Origin of the sequence: Erysipelothrix sp. strain 2 (EsS2-7-Brazil) (assembly GCF_016617655.1) — a bacterium.
Taxonomy (GTDB): domain Bacteria; phylum Bacillota_I; class Bacilli_A; order Erysipelotrichales; family Erysipelotrichaceae; genus Erysipelothrix; species Erysipelothrix piscisicarius.
In genome coordinates this window covers 1-18,641 of record NZ_SCFT01000021.1, presented here as the reverse complement: position 1 = coordinate 18,641, position 18,641 = coordinate 1, and the positions used below count along the sequence as shown (strand labels likewise).

15 protein-coding genes and 1 pseudogene are annotated in these 18,641 nt (G+C 31.4%); 12 read left to right on the top strand and 4 right to left on the bottom strand.

Annotated elements, in window-relative coordinates; genetic code table 11:
• Positions 1-153: 153 nt before the first annotated feature.
• Positions 154-2,259, bottom strand: a complete 2,106-nt coding sequence (locus EPJ90_RS08190; protein ID WP_200542962.1) for a hypothetical protein — start codon at positions 2,257-2,259, stop codon at positions 154-156.
• Positions 2,260-2,722: 463 nt separating this feature from the next.
• Positions 2,723-3,037 carry a tyrosine-type recombinase/integrase gene (locus EPJ90_RS08185; RefSeq protein ID WP_200542961.1) on the bottom strand — a complete coding sequence of 105 codons (315 nt, stop codon included), beginning with the start codon at positions 3,035-3,037 and terminating at the stop codon, positions 2,723-2,725.
• A gap of 1,479 nt (positions 3,038-4,516) precedes the next feature.
• On the opposite strand from EPJ90_RS08185, the gene EPJ90_RS08180 reads away from it, so the two are divergent.
• A complete protein-coding gene (locus EPJ90_RS08180; protein ID WP_200542960.1) occupies positions 4,517-5,554 on the top strand; it encodes a retron St85 family effector protein in 1,038 nt (345 codons plus the stop codon).
• Positions 5,538-6,452 carry a reverse transcriptase domain-containing protein gene (locus EPJ90_RS08175; protein ID WP_200542959.1) on the top strand — a complete coding sequence of 305 codons (915 nt, stop codon included), beginning with the start codon at positions 5,538-5,540 and terminating at the stop codon, positions 6,450-6,452. The genes EPJ90_RS08180 and EPJ90_RS08175 overlap by 17 nt, the downstream gene beginning before the upstream one ends.
• Positions 6,453-6,897: 445 nt before the next feature.
• Here EPJ90_RS08175 and EPJ90_RS08170 read toward each other — a convergent pair.
• A pseudogene (locus tag EPJ90_RS08170) lies at positions 6,898-7,650 on the bottom strand (IS30 family transposase); the annotation flags it as partial.
• Between the two features lie 404 nt (positions 7,651-8,054).
• Here EPJ90_RS08170 and EPJ90_RS08165 point away from each other — a divergent pair.
• The 7 genes from EPJ90_RS08165 (at position 8,055) to EPJ90_RS08135 (ending at position 15,523) form a co-directional block, all read left to right on the top strand.
• Positions 8,055-10,214, top strand: a complete 2,160-nt coding sequence (locus tag EPJ90_RS08165; protein WP_200542958.1) for a bacteriocin-associated integral membrane family protein — start codon at positions 8,055-8,057, stop codon at positions 10,212-10,214.
• Positions 10,215-10,832, top strand: a complete 618-nt coding sequence (locus EPJ90_RS08160; RefSeq protein WP_161636570.1) for an ATP-binding cassette domain-containing protein — start codon at positions 10,215-10,217, stop codon at positions 10,830-10,832. It abuts the gene before it with no gap.
• Positions 10,833-11,493: 661 nt separating this feature from the next.
• A complete protein-coding gene (locus EPJ90_RS08155; protein ID WP_244660408.1) occupies positions 11,494-11,736 on the top strand; it encodes a hypothetical protein in 243 nt (80 codons plus the stop codon).
• A gap of 407 nt (positions 11,737-12,143) precedes the next feature.
• The gene (locus EPJ90_RS08150; protein ID WP_200542956.1) at positions 12,144-12,548 is read left to right on the top strand and encodes a hypothetical protein; all 405 of its coding nucleotides are present in this window, start codon (positions 12,144-12,146) and stop codon (positions 12,546-12,548) included.
• Between the two features lie 308 nt (positions 12,549-12,856).
• Positions 12,857-13,285, top strand: coding sequence for a hypothetical protein (locus tag EPJ90_RS08145; RefSeq protein WP_161636567.1), 429 nt, complete (start codon positions 12,857-12,859; stop codon positions 13,283-13,285).
• A gap of 28 nt (positions 13,286-13,313) precedes the next feature.
• The gene (locus tag EPJ90_RS08140) at positions 13,314-14,180 is read left to right on the top strand and encodes a hypothetical protein (protein WP_200542955.1); all 867 of its coding nucleotides are present in this window, start codon (positions 13,314-13,316) and stop codon (positions 14,178-14,180) included.
• A gap of 707 nt (positions 14,181-14,887) precedes the next feature.
• Positions 14,888-15,523, top strand: a complete 636-nt coding sequence (locus EPJ90_RS08135) for an ATP-binding cassette domain-containing protein (protein ID WP_200542954.1) — start codon at positions 14,888-14,890, stop codon at positions 15,521-15,523.
• A gap of 99 nt (positions 15,524-15,622) precedes the next feature.
• On the opposite strand, the gene EPJ90_RS08130 is transcribed toward EPJ90_RS08135, so the two are convergent.
• Positions 15,623-16,465, bottom strand: coding sequence for an aldo/keto reductase (locus tag EPJ90_RS08130; RefSeq protein ID WP_275065482.1), 843 nt, complete (start codon positions 16,463-16,465; stop codon positions 15,623-15,625).
• Between the two features lie 211 nt (positions 16,466-16,676).
• Between EPJ90_RS08130 and EPJ90_RS08125 the strand changes: the two genes are divergently transcribed.
• The 3 genes from EPJ90_RS08125 to EPJ90_RS08115 all read left to right on the top strand — a co-directional run bounded on the left by EPJ90_RS08125 (position 16,677) and on the right by EPJ90_RS08115 (position 18,496).
• Positions 16,677-16,874 (top strand): YwbE family protein, encoded by a 198-nt coding sequence (locus EPJ90_RS08125; RefSeq protein ID WP_161636722.1) that lies wholly within the window; start codon positions 16,677-16,679, stop codon positions 16,872-16,874.
• A 201-nt stretch (positions 16,875-17,075) separates the two neighbouring features.
• Positions 17,076-17,840 (top strand): hypothetical protein, encoded by a 765-nt coding sequence (locus tag EPJ90_RS08120; protein WP_200542952.1) that lies wholly within the window; start codon positions 17,076-17,078, stop codon positions 17,838-17,840.
• A gap of 173 nt (positions 17,841-18,013) precedes the next feature.
• Positions 18,014-18,496: a GNAT family N-acetyltransferase gene (locus EPJ90_RS08115; protein WP_244660407.1), complete on the top strand. Its 483-nt coding sequence runs from the start codon at positions 18,014-18,016 to the stop codon at positions 18,494-18,496.
• Positions 18,497-18,641: the final 145 nt, after the last annotated feature.

Genomic DNA, 18,641 nt, shown 5'->3' with positions numbered 1-18,641 from the left:
AATGTATGATATAGCGCAACAATATCTTGATGATATTTGCTTCAAAATTAACTCAATGCCGCGAAAAATATTTGACTTCAAAACGGCCTATGAGATAGACTTTAATAAAAGTAAAAGTGGTGCGGTTCTTTATTTTATTGCATTTTGAAATCACTAGAAATTGTCTTTATAAATATCTTCAATTATTTCGTCAGATATTCTCATAATATAATTAGGAATGTTATCAAAATTTTTCTCATTTAATGATATCATTTCATTATTTTCGACATGATAATATTCAGTTAAATAATCCCAAAAGACTTTATCATCAATTTGTTTCTTGGTAAGGTTAATTATCATTCTTAATATTTGCAACTTGCAAATTGATGAATCGGAAGTCTCATATAATTCTTTCAGCTCCATTTTATCTTGAACTTTAGAAAGATAAAGATCATAATCAAAATCACAAATCCAATTTTTTATACAAGCAAATCCATCCTTCAATTTTTCTTTGTCATTTATTTCTTGTTTTTTCCCGTTTACTTTTTGCTTTGGTTTATCATCATTGTGTTCAATTGATGATAAAATATCTATTGCAATTTGCTCCTCGGGGCAAGTATACTGAAGATATTTTCGTAAATTTACTACTCTTAATAATGGGTGCGAGGTGTTGTTTTTTGCTTTTTTTCTCCACATCCTAATAGTGTGACTCACATCACTTTGCTTAATTTCTATATCACTAAAAACACCATTATAATTTTTAACAAAAGAGCACTTGTTATTTATTCTTTTAAATTCATTTTTATAAATAAAATCAATAATTATATCAAAATCGTGAGTAAACAATAGAACTGTTTTATTAGTAAATGCAGCATTTTCTTTTGTGAATAGATAATATAAAATAGCGAATTTTTTATTATTATCAAATGATGATACTGGGTCATCTAGTATAATTAATTCATAATCAATACTTGCCTCAAGCGAAAATAAAATTAGTGAGATAGCATTTTTTTCCCCAAAACTCAAACATTCTTCGGTTATTGGTTCATTTGATTCTAGAGGATTTAATACAGTTTTGTAATCAGATTCATTACTTGCTAGAATATCTATAGAGTACGGTATTCCTGAAATGTCTAAAAAGTCATTAATATATTCTTTTTTATCTTCAACAAGATTATTAAGGTTTTGAGAAAAATCTTTTGTTATCGATTCTAACTCTTGAGATTTAATGATGATATTATTAATAGATGTATTTATCTTCTCAATATCTATTTTTACTTCATTTGATAATTTGTCAAAAAAACCAAGATCCAACCTATTTTCACTTAAATAATCGACCAAAGTATTATTTTCATATTTTTTCTTTATTTTATGAATATTTATAGAACGCAAGTTATTCAATTTATTTAATTCTCTCTGACATACACTCACTATTTCATATATTCGTTTTTTATCCACCTGAGTAAGGCTATCACTGTTATTAATAATCAAAGTTAAGGCGTTTGCATCATCAGTATTCATATACTTTTCTGTGTTTGATATCACCTGTTTAATTTCTATATTTTGCTTTAAATTAGTCGTGGTTACTGAATTAGCAACACTTGTGACAGTATTTTCAAATTCTGGTGGTAATTCGTTTAGACAGAATGGACATGTGTTCTTATCTATAAATGCTTGTCCAGCTTGAAACCACTTTAGCCATTGGTGGTTTTTGTTACCTTCTAATTTTTCTTTATAAACTTTAGAATTGTCATCCAATACTTGGCTAAGATTGGATACTTTTCTTGCATTTACAAATTTTGACGAGCCACTTAAGAAGTATTCAACCTCATTTTTATTTTTCCTTTTCTCAACTGGAATGTTTGTAATTAAAGCGGTCAGCTCTTCTGTAATGATGTTTGTATTTGCATTATTAATGTTAGTTACTAAATCAAGAAACATATTATCTATCTTTTTCTTTCCTAACTTATACTCATTTGTATTAATCATGATTTCAAAACTATTATTAGCTAAGTCATCTTTAAATAAATATTTATCAACGTAGTCTTGATTAAATACAATTACATTTGAAACATCCTCAGTCATTGATATGTTAGGAATAGTAGCACTTCCATGAGTTCTAAGTTTTCCTAAATCCTCTTTTTCTGTATGAAGTTGAATTCCTTTTGAAATTGTACTTTTCCCGGAACCATTAATTCCATATTTAATATTTATAGCGTTTTTTTCAACCTTGAGACTCCCTTGACTAATTGCTCCCAAATTCTCTATCATTATTTCCATATTACCCCTCCTAAGACATATTGTATCTCATGGAGTGTATAAATGCTATTTGTATTGGAGGGGCTTTGATTCCAAAAATAAAGTCTGATTGTTTTATATCAAATTTTGATTTAATAAATTATATATAATTATTCATTTGAGTGACTGTAAAGTTGACCAATTCTAAATCCTGGCTGTGTAACTTGTTGTTGAAAAATTAGAGAAAAGACCTCATTAGAGGCCTTTTGGTATATTGGTTATGTAACATACTAATATTTACGTGGGGATACAATGGGGATACATTGCAGTAATATTAAAATATCGAGATAGTCAAAAACCACTAAAAAGTGGCTATAGCATGCTATAAACTACTACGAAAACTATAATTTGTTTCCGTCCTTGGGCACCATTTAAAATTTAAACCTACTGTTAAGTGGTTTTTTTCGTGTTTGAATGTTTAAGGTTACCAAAAGGTTACCAAAAATTATAGATCGTTTAATTTTTGAAACATCTCGTCTTTTCTTTGAGGGAATAAATGACGGTATGTTTCGTTTACCTCATGGATGCTATGTCCAAGTCTATCAGCAATATCCTTGGCTTCCCACCCAATGTCAATCAGCGTTGAAACGTGAGTATATCTTAATTCGTGAAATGTGAACCATGAGACATTTAAATGACTTTCATAATTATTTATTGAAATACCTAATGCTTCAATTTCCTTTGCGGCTTCTGGGTTCCCTATATTCCAATAAGCCATCATTTCAAAGATATAAATATATTTTAAATGAAATATTATCATTTTTTCTTCGTATTATTCTCGCTTTCATTCTTTCCCGTAGAAAGTGATTTCACATGTGCATTGAAATTTGAAAAAATAATAGCAGTCAGTGTAAATACAAGAAAGCTTCAGGTCATTTCAAGGATTACCTTAACTTTATAGTGATTTTCAGAACTTAAATTAAACATGTAATTTATTGTAGTATTTTCATAGGTGAAAAATAACTCATTAAAAAAAAGACATATGCGAGAAGTAAGTTGGATAAAACTAAAATCTTTTCGTTAAGATTACTAGAAACAATATGTGAATTTAGGAAGAAAGGGGCAACAAAAATTGAACATGTTAAGAATAAAAAAATAAAAGCATCAACATAAAAGTTAATTGAGCCCCACTATTTATCTTATTACTTATACATATAAAAGACACCCTTGTAAGTAATACAAAAATTAATGGAATGAGAAGAATTAGTGAAAGCACAACTCGTTTCCAAAGCCTACGTCTAAACTCTCGATAATCCTCAAACTTCTAAATAATCTGTATATATTCAAAAGTTTTAAAAAAATCAGCAAACAAATATTCAAATAGGTTATCCACAATTATCCTCCTAATACACGTTCATTTGAACTAAAGTACAGTTTTATTATTTACAATATTATAACATGAATGAAGATCATTATTAAAATAGACGAAACCGTATAAATTGTGTGGAAGTCAAAATAAAAAGTACTAAAAGATAAGTCATATGTCTGAATCGTTAGTATCGTTTCCAAAGTTTAAAGTTTGGTATTTTTTTCGTATACATGAATGCCTATAGCTAAATAATTATTTGTAGATGCTATCTAAAGAAAAGATGATGCACTGAAAGTGAAAATTGAGGTTAATGTAGAATTTGAGGTCGTAAAATACTGGAAAGATACTGACAAATAAGCGACTTTTTTTTGAAAAAAGGACGTTTAAAACTAATTGCAAATATTGACTTATCAAACACCGTAATTATTTTATACAGACTTACTATTGCAACAGTCGTTGTTGGTACAACCTTTGAAAACAACATTAATTTTAAACCTATCCTGAAGTAATAGAAATCGTCTTTCCTGATGACTCTGGTAGGCATGATTGCGTTTATTAGAAGGAATAATGAATAAGATAATAATAAGTTAATTATTTTTCGGTGTAGATGACTAGTATAACTTGAAACAACATCACAATATTTTGTGCGGAGTAGTTTTACATGTGGTTACGTTGTGTTATAGAAAAATGATGAAAGATAGATAGAGTATTTTAATTCCTAAAAGCTAATATTGTCTTCCATCTGTTACAATACTTGTGTTATAATAAATTTACCCTAGAAATCCGTATGGAACAATTTATGTAATTAAGTTGTCTAGAAATTTTACAATAAGGTACAGAAAACAAATTCACTTGAGCCTAATCAGATGCGCTTCGCCGCCTAGGCGTCTGATTAGGAACAAGCAAATTTCTTTACTGCACCTTCGAAATGTGGAACCACATTTAGAATTTGGTAGGGAAATTATGGATATAAAGATGATAAGTTTTTGTTCGCAATATCGCCGGAAACAGAAATCAAATTTAGTCTACGCTAAATTTATTATGTTATGTGGAAAACAGACTAGCAATAGTCTTGATAATAGAAAACATACGAATAATATACTTTCGAAGAGAAAGGATGTATTTACGATCTACTCTGAGGAAGTTTTTTCTATTTTAAATCCAAATCATAAAATAGATTTACTTAAGTTTGAGGAGTTATTAGTTGAAATTAGTGACGGAGTAATACTTTTTTTAGAAAGTATGGGCACCGCTGCTGAACTAGGTGCTTTTGCTTACCTAGATGTATTAGCACAAAAAACATTGGTTTTTTGTGATAGTAAATTCGAGAAGGATCAATCATTTATTAATGGAGGTCCCTTAAAACGAATTATTGAATTTAGTGATGTTGAGCAAAACTTAGGAGGAGTGGTTTATACAAAGTTTTTAGAGAATCAAAATATTGATTTTGGAAGTTCTGATATTTATCCTAAAATTATTAGTTTTGCAAACAAAAAGACGATCAGTATTAGTGTAGAGAATTTATCAATTGATACTGAGTTAAGAGAAATTTCTATCAAACCACAATTATTAGTGCATTATTTGATTGACGTAATCTTCGTTTTTGAAATAGTAAAAAGAAGTGAAATCTATGAAATATTGAGTTTGTTACTAACCAAAAGTAATTATAAATTTAAGATAAAGTTCGAGTCGTTAAATAAATTTAACAGTGCTGCACTGAAAGAATATTTTATAGATTTACTAATAAAGTGGAAGATAGTTATGGAAACTCCTATCTCTACTGATAATGATTCAATTCTAGAAATTAATTTTGAGTCGATTGATTCTAGAAGTGTAATTTCAAAGAGTTTAGGTAAAGCTCTTTTCACGAATAGTCTATTTGAATCTAAAGAATTTTTATTTCACAAAGCAAACTTGATGAAAAATAACAAAAGGAAGTTTGGCAAATATTATGGGAAACAAATCTGATATTATTGAATTGATTTCGATCAGGACGGGTATATCATCGAAAAAAATTGAAGAAACCATTTCATCTTCTAAATGCGAATACTCGGTGGTACATGCTAAAATAAAAAAAAAGAAAAGAATTTTTTATATTCCTTCTCCTCAATTAAAGATAATTCAATTGCATTTAATAAAAATTGTGTTAGAAGGATTTGAAGTATCAAGTCATGCTCATGCATACATCAAGAATAAATCTATAAAAACCAATGTTAATTGTCACATCGGAAATACATTTTTCTTTCAAACTGACATTAAATCTTTCTTTCCAAGTATAAAAGCAAATCATATCAAGAATGTTTTGTCTAAGGATGATAGTATTTCGAAGGATGATATTGGTTTGATTCTTTCTGCTGTTGTACCTTTTGAATCTTTGGATCTTGGATCACCTACATCACCCATTATTTCAAATATTATTATGCTTGAGTTTGACCAAAAAATTGAAAGTTTAATTCAGGAAAACTATAAAGGAGCAATTTATACAAGATATTCTGATGATATTACGATTTCATCAAAGCAACCAATTCTTGGAATTGACAAGATTGTTGATAAGACTTTAGAAGAGTTTGGATTTGAAATAAATAAATCAAAAACTAAATATACTCAATTAATAGATAAGGTTAAAATTACTGGTATTTTTCTGCATGCCGATAAGCGAATGACAGTTGGTACAAATTTCAAACGTAATTTGAAACAGCAACTATACCTTTTAAGTAATGGGCTAGATCCTCAGATAGATAACATTCAAATAATGGGGATGCTATCTTACATTCGCGATATTGAGCCAGAGTACTATCTATCTCTAGTTCAAAAATACAGTAGTAGCACTAAAAGTATAATTGATATCATTAAAAGTGGAATGTAGGAATTTCTTGAAAAGAAAAATGAGATTTTATTTATTGTTTGCTATAAGTAATACATAAATCCATCTAATAATCACACTCTCTTTATCAAAATTATTCTAAAAATGTCCAGGCCAGGTTTTTTTTTATGGAATACTTGTTTGCAAATAGCGTTACGTTTTTCTAAGTTTGTTTGGATATTTATAGATATCTGACACATTCGTTTCACAGGATATAGCAACAAGTTACATATTTTTTCAGATTTAAGTTGAAAATTACTATAATATTTAATATAAATATCAGATTTAATTGCATATAATTGATAAAGATGATTTTCTTCTTAAATGTTTAAGGTAGATGGTATTATTAATGTAGAAAAGGAGAAAATACGGAAGCTATCTAATATGGCACAAGTAAATAAATTGTCCTATAGAAAAACTCATTTAACAAGAAAACTGCTATCTTTTATCAAATCTCAACCGCACTACTTTTAATTTTATTAAAGTCTATCTCATAGGCCGTTTTTGAAGTCAAATATTTTTCGCGGCATTGAGTTAATTTTGAAGCAAATATCATCAAGATATTGTTGCGCTATATCATACACTGATTTTCCTTTTGGTATAAACCTTCTCACGATTGCATTGGCTCGTTCATTGGTTCCACGTTGAAAAGAACAGTACGGATCACACTTGTATAGCTTCACACCCAACCGCTTGGCTGTAATTCCTAATGTTTTAAATTCAAGTCCATTATCTACTGTTACCGATTTCGTTGTTATATTATTCTCTTCAATAAATTTTCGAATTAAGTTTGATGTGTAATAGTCATATCGATATTCTGCTTTATTAGTCAGCTCATTCTTGAGTAGCGGTCTACAGTAGAAACAATTGCTGCAGATTCATGTTTCTTACCGATTACAGAATCGATTTCGAGATGGCCAATCTCGTTACGTTTCTCAATGTATTTAGGTCTAAGGCTAATTGGAAGTACCGTTTTCTCTTCCAAGTTCCATCTCAAGTGATTCATCATTCCACTAATTCTCTTTTTACGTTTTCGACGTTTATAGCACATTCTATTTGGTTTTATATCAAGTTTACCTTGATTAATCCAGTTATAGACTTGCTGCGATGAAACACACGGTTTATATGGATGATATCGTTTATAGTTACTCAAGCATACTTCTACCGAATGAACTATAGGATTGTAGTGATAATGCAAATAGAATTATTATACATATATCTGTATTTATATAATTAATCAATTCTGTTAGTTGTGTATTAGCTGATTCCGGCAATTTTGGATCGGACAATGGTTTGAAATAAAAAGATGAAATATACTTGAGTTCATGGAAGACAGTAAGGATTGAAGCTTTGGCCCCGCAATCTAGAAATAGCATTTGGAGTCAAGCAGAAATTTGATTATAAGCAACAGATAGAGCAAGTTCTGAGTATTGTCATGTTGGATCTTGGGAAATTGGTAAGATACCTGAGGTTGCCCAACGTTCACGCTTATTGGGTGGGACTTTATACACATATGCTATTCTGTGTTATGAATAACCCGTACTTAATAAGTTAATTTAATGGTTAAAAACTAGCATAGCATTTTAAAAAAAGAGGGGAATTGCAATGTCATCAAAAATTACGAGAGTCTTTACATCTGTTTTCGTCGTCTTTATAGTAATGTTCTCAATCTTGCTAGTGTCCGCACAACAAGAAACGATGCTTAATGATATTTTTAAATCCGAATCCTATAAAAGTATTTATATACCAGATACTGCAAAAATATCGAGAGATGAGTTTATGAGTATCATCGGTTCTGCCCAAAAAAATCATGTTTATTTTGGAAAATACAGCGAGAAAATTCGCTATGTATCTGTTAATGACTTTAGCACTGACGTCGAAGAATTTTTAGGCGTTAAAATTCCGCCGGGAACATTAAGTTTATCAACTTTTAAAACGAATAAAAATCACGATTTTTATGTCAAACCACTAAACATTGGTTCAAACGAGCACCTTGAATTAACTTTTAAAAAACTTGATGAAAGTACCTTAGACGAAGAAGTCTACGGTTTTCTTGATCTCTATGCAAAAGATCAAGAACAAGCTGAAGTATATATCGAAGAAATTGCTCAGCGAGCGGGGTTAGATGCTGATGAAATTGTTCAGCAAAAAACAATCTCAAGTGATGCTGAGTTTTTCTTTTTGTTTTTGATGGTTGCAATTGTAATTTTTTCGATAAGTAATATGCTCGTAACGATTTTTACTTTTGTAAAAAGAAATAAAGAAATCGGCGTATATAAATTACTTGGATTGTCTGATTTTTCGGTAGCGAAAAAGGGAATATCTCAATATATTTCATGGTATGTGGTATGCTCGGTTATTGTGATGTTTGTGACATCGTTAATCACGAACTATTGGAATATTTATCTAATTAAAATTCAGATTCTATATCTATCAATATACTTACTTGCATCGATTTTTTTGATTATTACATCTTCAACTGTTATTACGCGAAAATATAGCATTGCTTCACTTACAAAAAACCAAAAAACAACAAATGCGATCATAAGGATTTCGATGGTGTCTAAAGTATTATTTACAATTATACTGGGATATTTTTTACTCAATACGACTAATATGTTAGAATCGCTTGCTGATCAACGCTATAAACTTAGTATTTTTGAAAACTATCGGGACACTTATGCTTTTACAAGTTATGCAAAAAACAGATCAGATAATAATTCTGCAGGCAATAAGCGTGTTCCAAAAGGATATCCAGAATTTAATTATTCAGATTTTTATAAAAAAATCGTCGCGGGTAATAATGGCTACTATGTTGATTTTTCCGCTTATTCTTGCCCTGATGAAACGAACGAACGAAAGTTAGCAAGAAATTGTTATGATGATCAGTATATTTTTGCTCTGGTTAATGATATCTATATAAACGATTATAAATTATTACCGATGGAACAAATCAAAAACGCCCTAAAAGAAGAAAAACGTGTCATATTAATACCGAGAGAGCTACAATATTCTGAGAACTTGATACTTCAAGACTATAGCGAGTATTTCCAATCAACGAAAACGATCGTAGATGATTTGCAGATGGAATCAATAATCTATGAAGACTCAGATTTTTTCTCAATGAACAGTGAAGTAGTCGGTTCGGATTATCTTATCCATAATCCGATATTAATTGTATTTGATGAGAATACAGTTAAAGGGATTCCCGATTATCAACTCCGATTCTTTGGTTATGGAACGTCAACAGCTGCGCAGTTTAGTCTGGACTCGACGGAAACAAAGGAAACGTGGTATAAGAAGAATGAAGATGTTTTCAAAAAGTTCAATTTAGAGAATAATATTTCTGTTGAACATTTTAACAACACTTCAAATGATCTAAATATAATGATTTCTATTTTGGAATTTTCTTTAAAGATCTATACCGGTATACTGCTTATCTCAATTTTATTAATCAGTTTTGTATCCTTTAATATAACACATACGTATATGAGCGATATTCGAAAAGAAATCTTCGTTAGAAAACTAATAGGGGAATCTGATTTCAATATATTCAAACAATACATTCTTTTGTTATTCTTTACAGATTTACTTGCTGTTGTTATTGTTACTGTTATTTTGCCGGTGTTCTTAAAAACGACCATTAGTATTAAAGGAATTGGAGTTCTGTTTCTGTTAATTATAATGCTTGATATTATCGTATTTAGTATTGTGAAATCGAAATTTGTTAGAAATAATTCGAGTAATCAGATAAAGGGGGAATAGATGATGATTCAATTGAAGTCGGTAAGTCGAACATTTGGTAATCGCACGCTGTTTCATGATATTAATGAAAAATTTGTGGTGGGTGAATTGGTTGGGATATCCGGGAAAAGTGGCTCTGGAAAAAGTACACTATTAAATATAATCGGTTTAATTGATTCTGATTATGAAGGAGAATTATTAATTGATTCGATAGCTACTAAAAATATTAGCAAACGTAAAAAAGAGCAATTGGTCCGTGAGAATATCAACTATCTATTTCAAAACTATGCCTTAATTGATAATGAGAGCGTTCGGTATAATCTTGAGTTAGTACTTAAAAAGAAAGATGATAATAAGTTAGACGATGCTTTAAAACAAGTTGGACTCGATAGCGCAATATTAGAAACCCCAATCTATATACTTAGTGGCGGGGAGCAACAGAGAGTCGCATTGGCCCGGTGTATTTTAAAAAAAGGTAATATCGTTCTAGCGGATGAACCAACCGGTAATTTGGATCAAGAAAATGCAGAGATTGTGATGGGAATTCTTTCTGAGTTTACAAAGCAAGGGAAAGTCGTTGTGATTGTTTCTCATAGTAAAGAAATTATGCAATTATGCGATCGAGTTATAGAACTATAATAAGATGAGTACTCTATTAAGGGCATTCGTAAATCTAGATCTTTAATTCCGAAATAATAGTAGTAATTTTTATATCTAATATTTCGTTGAATAAACCGAACGCCTAATTATGCATGTGGCTTTTCAGGCGGTTGATGTGTCACTTAAAATGAATCTATCTCGGAAGACAGATACCAATACACTTATTATTTTTTATTTTGACAAAGTGTCTTGATTATTGACCATGTTATGGTAATATCTATGTAAGGGCTTTCTAAGTTGAAGCATGATTTTATAAGGTATAAATAATATCGGTAGATGCTTTTTCTATAATCAATATCGGAGTATTTCTCTGAAAAAAGAATCTACTAAAAACTATTAGATAGTAGCATTTTATTTTCAATTTCAACATTTATAACGTAACTAATGATCGAATGCATAATGAACAAGTTATCTAATCTTATAGATTCAAATCAAAAGAGCAGAAGGTATGTTTTGATGTAGTCATCGAATTGGCGTACCAGTACCTAGTCATAGTAGAAATGGGTACTCAGGGGATGATTTGATTATAATTCGTACTCCTTGGGTCTATTTGTATAATGTAAGTGCAGTGTTGAAAAAGATAATTATATTCAAATATTGAGTGTAGTTTATTATTAATAAAATTATGAGGGGGAATATTATGAATAAAAATAAACAGGCAATGAAACTTGGAGAAATATCATTTGGTGCTGGCTTTTTTGCTTTTGTTGTACTAAGAATCGCACATGTTTTTTATGCTGCTGATCGGGGTATAAGTGGAGACTCATGGAAGATGTTCTTACAATTTAAAGGACTTACGATGATTAATCTCTTATCATATGCATTAATTGTATTTTCGATAATAGCTCTTACTTATTCTTTGCTTAATATTGTTAAAGAATAGACCATTTATTTATGAAAACCAGATTCCTTGTGGATGATATTTAATTGGTAAAATACAATTCGAGTTTACATCATTTATCATAATGATAGCAAGATGGATATGAATCAAAAACATCAGAACAAATCTATCTATTTGGAAGAAATCATTTAGTTTGAATATCTACAGCCCTTAAAAATGAGTATAGCTTTGGTAGTGCGGTAGATGACCGCACTTTTTTATAAAAAATGAGTCAGATTCATTATGTAGAAATGCACTGTCTAACTCTTTGATGTTAGACAGTAAATAAGATGAAAATACTCTATTTATAAATCTTATGTTTAAGTAGTAGATTACTTAAATCGGAATAATCCTATATAAATTAAAGTTGATGAAAAACATGTATAATAAAATTAACAGGAGGAATTTGAATGAAAAGATTCATGATCGTATGGGTACTTGTTTTAACTTTCATTTCCGGTTGTGTTAAGCAAGACATGCTGAAGACAATGCAAGATGATATTGAGTTAAATGGTATAGAAAGTGTTCGCATAGAGAGACATATCGGTCCAACTGTTTTAGAACGTGAAGTGAATGCTGAAGATATCTCAGAACTCGTTGACGCATTAGATGAATTTGAGGTAGAGAAAATCTCTAAGAGTAAAATGGAAGTTATCTATGGTGGAATGATAGTACTAACAATAAATCTAAAGAGTGGAACTACTTACGAATTTAACAATGTAGGTAATTATTACTTGATCGTGAATAATGAGAATTATGTTATTAAAAATAATAGTTTTAAACCATTTGATAGGTGGGTCGATGCGGTATTGTAGCGATAAACTTTATACTGATTTAATACTTTCGAAAAATTATTCAGAATTATTGAATTAGGTATTACTCGATAAAAGAATATATATGCAAAGTGCGAAATCATTCGCACTTTTTTGTCATTTAAGAGTAAAACGACAATTAAAAAAATTCCGTATCTAATTTAATACTGAGATATAAAATGGAAGTATTATATGCAATAATCTAAATATTTCCTAAATAAAATCGTGTCTTTAATACGAAATAGCGGAGTAAAATAGGGGCTTTTTTTGTGTTATATTTTATGCGTACACAAAAGAATAGGAGGGTGATTATGAGAAAAACGTTTTGTGTATTGGTTTTTTTGATTTTTACTATGGTGTTAGGAAGCATCGTTGATTTATCCGTCCAAGCGAATGAACCTGCTGGACCAACGGACTATAATTGTTATTATTATGGTTTCGACGGTCGTGCAAATAGAAAAAGAGCGATAGTTTCAAGTGTCGTTGATAAAGAGACGTATAGCCCAAGTGGTATTGAATGGGATTATTCGTCTTTAAAAGGACTCAACATGTTTTTTTCGATTCATAATTCTAGAACGGGTAAGGAACAAAGAGAAGTTCTTTTTATGAATCATGACTCGGGTTGTTTTACAATAACAAATACCAATACAAAGAGAGGAACTCAATATGATCTACGAGCTCGCAGACAAAATATATGGGATAGTGGGTATACACAAGTTTCGGGATCTTGGAGACCGTAAGACTTTAAAATAGGATAGGAATTGTAAGATGCTTTCACGTAACGTAAGAAAAAATAGTGATTATCTACTAATTGTATTGCTTTCTACATCTGTATTCTTCATTTCTCTTGAATCTAATAATCACACGCTATCAACGCTTTGGGAAGGATTTCAGAATGGTTTTAAGTTTTCGGGAATCGATGCGTTGGAATTCGGTGGAGAGAATAATTGGTGGCCATTTTTTCATCAAAGTGTAGGGTCCTACATTAGTATGATGATCTGGGGCTCGAATTTATTTCAATTATTACTTCCGCTTTTTATCAGTGTAGTTGGGATTAACATCTATTTAAAGAAGAACAATGAGTACTTTTTTGAGTGTTATCGTTTTGATTGTTATTCAAAATTCATACGGAAGAAGATTTTTGAAGAGTCGCTTAAAGTCTCAATAGCAATCTTCGTGGGTTATTTAATTTTCTATATATTCGCCTCATTGTTTGGAAGCAAAGTGAGTGCAGATGATATACAATTTGGTATTCCGGTAAAATTATTCATTGATTGGCTGCCGAAAGATTTCTTTTTAAACCACTGTAGGCTGTATCACTTATTATGGGGAATTTTTGTATTCTTTGTAGTCCCATTAATCTATGGTGTCGCATATGGTTTTGTAGTCCCTTATTTCCCAAATTTGCCTATGGCAACACTAGCATTTACGATGTATTTTATTTCTTTTTCAATCGCAAGTTCATTATTTATCCCTTATAACTCCGTTTTTAGATATATGTTCGATCCATCAGCTGTAATCGTTTCAGGAGCCTATAGTTATCCTAATACACTTATGTATCTATCGTCATTGCTGGTTCCGATTATCTCAGCAGTAGTCTTGTACTTTATAAGTTGTCATCGCTATGAAGTTTAGAAAAATAAAAAAATTCTTACCTTGTATGATGGTCCTCCCATTACTGACCATCACTTTTATACACTTATTAAACGTACACCTTGATACGGTACATGGATTCCAAATTTACGATGAATATAAGGTATATTTTATGAACTCATCTGCATTCATCAGAGTCGGACTCTATTTCAAAGACATAATAGTTTTTGGGGTATTGAATCTGATTGTGTATTACTTGTTTCTCTATACAGATACCGTAAGTGAACAAGAAACGTCAATTCATATGTTTATGATGTCACGATTTAAAAGTATAACCCGTTATTGGATCTATCTATTTTTAAAATATTTAATGAACTCCTTCGTGATAATTATGGGTTATGGAGCACTTTTAGTTGCTTTTTCGAACACTCAACACGTTCGTTTCGTTTTGTCTCCTAATAGTTTAGTTGAACTTTTTTTACAGGGCATCAAGATAGCACTCTTGATGGTATTTTTAAAACTACTTTATAATTTTATAAACATAGCAACAAAAAACGGTTCCCGATCAATTCACAAAATATTTACTGTATTTATGTTGTTGTTAGCAGATATAATCATCGGCAAGTATCATTTAATTGTAATGCCTGACACGTATGATATTAATTTACGGTATATCTCAATCTATATATGTTTCATTGTTATGACTTATTTTTTATACTGGGGTCATTCAAAAAAGATTGGAGAATATTATGATTAAGATAAGAAATGTATCGAAGCGATTTAAAAAAACAGAAATTTTCGAAGACGTCTCTTTGGAACTTCCGAAGGGAAAAATTGTAGGAATTGCTGGCGAGAATGGATCTGGAAAAAGCGTCTTAATGAAGATGTTATGCGGCTATTCTAAACCCAACACAGGAACAATCAATGTGTATGGTGAAACATTAGGTGTAAACCGTGACTTTCCAAGGAGTGTTGGGGTTTTGATTAATGACTCGCATTTCATCAAAAATTACACAGGTATGGAGAATCTCGAGTACTTGATAAATATTCGTAAACAAACGGATAAAACCTTCCTTAACGAATTAATTCAAATCTTCGATATGGAACGCAATATTCACAAGCGATATAAGGCTTATTCGTTAGGAATGAAACAAAAGTTAAGAATTATTCAAGCGTTCATGGAACAACCCAATCTCGTACTCTTAGATGAACCCTTTAATGCTCTTGATAAAAGGTCAACAATGGTACTCATTGACTTAATAAAAAGATATATTAATAAAGACCGAATCATTATCTTCACAAGCCATGAGTATCAACATATCGAGCACCTAGCAGATACCGTCTTAACAATACAAGATAAAAAAATCATAGTTGATTGTGCATAAGAGCCAATCAATAAAACATTGATAAAAAAAACACGCTCATGTAACTGAATCTATGTCAGTCAAAGAGCGTGTTTTGTATATGATTGGGTACGTTAAATCTTAGAAATCTACTGAATCAGGATCGAGTGCTACTTTCGCGGTACCTTTTAACGAGTCGATGAAAGTCATTGTTTCTTGATCTAATTCAAAATCAAATACTTGATGGTTTTCAATAATTCTACTTGTAGTTACTGATTTTGGTAGAGGTAAGAAACCATGTTGAATCGACCAACGTAGAACAACCTGCGCTACTGTGCGGTTATACTTTTGAGCGATTTCTTGGAGTTCTTTAACCTCGAAGATACTGCCTGTTCCAAGTGGGCTGTATGCTTCGGTTAGAATACCATGTGCTTTATTGTATGCTACAAGTTCTTCTTGCATGTCACTTGGACTTAAGTAAATCTGATTCACACTTGGTTTAATCACAGCTGTTTTTAAAAGTGCGTCAAGGTGATGTGGGTGGAAATTAGATACCCCAATGCTCTTAACCTTACCGGCACGATAAGCCTCTTCCATGGCTCTCCACGCCTCAGCGTTTGCTTGTTCCCAAGTATCACGAAGTGGGAGCGGGTTGGGCCAGTGAATAAGGTAGAGATCGACATAATCCAATTGAAGTTTTTTCAATGATAGATCCAAGGCCTCTAAAGCACCTTCGTAAGAGTGAGCGTCATTCCATAGTTTTGTTGTGATGAAAAGCTCCTCACGAGGAATGCCACTTTTAATAATTGCACGACCAACACTTTCTTCGTTACCGTAAACGGCAGCAGTGTCAATATGGCGGTATCCAGCTTCCAGTGCATCGAGTACGGATTGCTCCGCAATCTCACCATCTGGTGTTTGCCATGTACCAAAACCAATTACAGGAATTTCCAAATCATTATTTAAAGTATATGTATTTTTCATAGGTTCCTCCATGGATAAAGTATATCAGTTTTAAGTCTGATAACGCATGGATATACATCAATCTAAGATGAAATTAAGATGAACATCGACCTTGGTAATCAATTATGAACTTTATTGAATAAGCATCGATCGTGTATCGTATACATTGTTTTGAATCGGATGGGAGTCGATATGATATAATATGAATAAGAAAATTGAAAGTGGGAATTACATGAACGGAAAAAATCGTAGAGATATAACAATAGGTGCCCATGTTAATGTTGTGTTGAAACAAGACCAACGTACAGGGAAGCTTACAGAAGGGTATGTAGACCGTATTCTTACAAACAGTTCACATCATCCACATGGCATCAAAGTAATGTTAGCTGACGGACAAGTGGGACGCGTCCAAGAAATTTTAGAAGACTAAAAGGATTTCATTTTGAAATCTTTTTTTATGATTTAAATTCTCGTTTCGTTATATTTTATCCATCGATAATATTTATTTGTTTTTACTTTGATTATGATATGATGGGTTTATAAGAAATCTGTCTATCGTAATTTTAGTATCAGGGTTTAAAGTGGTTTTTGACGACAGACATTACTAAGAGATAACAGGCGGGTATCCAATATGACAAATAAAAAGTATCGTCCGATTTTAAGGGAAGGTGAACATCTCGTTCAATCGAAAACGAATGAACATCGTGTTAGAGGCGTGAGCCAAGATAGTCATAATCGTGTTACAGATATTGTGGAATGGGAAGTCGTTGATGATGATTATGGATTCGATCATTCCTACTATGAATCGGATCATCTTAATCAAGCACGTGATGATTCAGTCAAAGAGAGCCTAATTGGGTTATTGTCTGTAATTGTGGCTGTTAAGGTGAGTGAACATATTATTATGCCATGGTGGACTAATAAGGCAAAACCCTTCTTTAAGAAGAAGTTCAATCGAAATGTGTCAACCGAATCGAAAAGCACAATAGAAATCGTTCCATCGGAATCCATTAAGGAGGCAGTAGATGTAATGATTGATCGATCGCAATACGAAATGAGTCATGATGCATACGAGGCACATTTACAGGAATTGGTTTTTGCGATGATGCGTTTTGCTTATGAGTATCGAATACTAAGTCAAGCGGTTGTTGTTGATTCTTTACAATCAGAAGAGAATTTTAATATCAATCAGCAAGATTATTTTGAAGTTTCAGAAAGAATTATCTCGGAAGTAGATCGCTTGTTGGCACATGATTGTATAACTTTGAGTAACAACTCAGAGAAAATATTTTTGGAAAGTTTAGGAGGGGGCATTAAATCGGATGGCATTTACCTTCCAGTTCAAATCAATCAATTCCAACCAGAGGATATTAATCATCCTGGTGTCCTATTTTAAATCGAATAAATAAAAGATAGGGAAAAGGTATAAAAACTTATTAAAAATCTTTAATGGTTTATGTCGTTTTAATGGCACGGGCTATTTTTAGGAAACGCTTTTAAATGTGTATCATAGTTTCAATTCGTAATTATACAATTATAATAACTCTAAATTGAACACAGGAGACAAATATGATGATAAAATATCGAAAAGTGAATTTTGAAACAATGCATGAAGTCAATCTGGATGCATTCGTTAAATTATCAGAAGAATGGGAACAGGAACAATGCAGTTCGGCTTATAGTGCCAATACTAAAGACTACTATAGGGATAAGGAATTATTTATGGCAATGGATGGAGCAAAGATTATAGGTTATGCATTGGGAACAATTAAAGAATTATCACAAGCGACATCGTACAATCAAGTTGGTGAACGTGTCTTCGAGCTGGATGAATTGTTTGTCTCGAAACCTTATCGAAATCAGAAGGTTGGGCAAGGATTGTTTAAGTTTGTGGAAGCGTGTGTGGCCTCACAGGTCGATTTGATTGGAGTGATTGCGAATGCATCGGACTACCAAAAACTATTAAGTTTATATATTGAAGATCTCGGTATGGATTTTAAACATGCTCTACTGATTAAGCGAACACATGATCATAATGGAAAGATATCATAATAAAAAACTCACGTCTCTGTGGAGTAGTAAACTAAAAGTAGACAAGTAAAAAAGACTTGTCTACTTTTTTTGTGTAATAATAAAATCAGAGATAAAACGGAGGTATTAATGATGGGAAGACCCAAAGGCGGATTAAATAATAAAT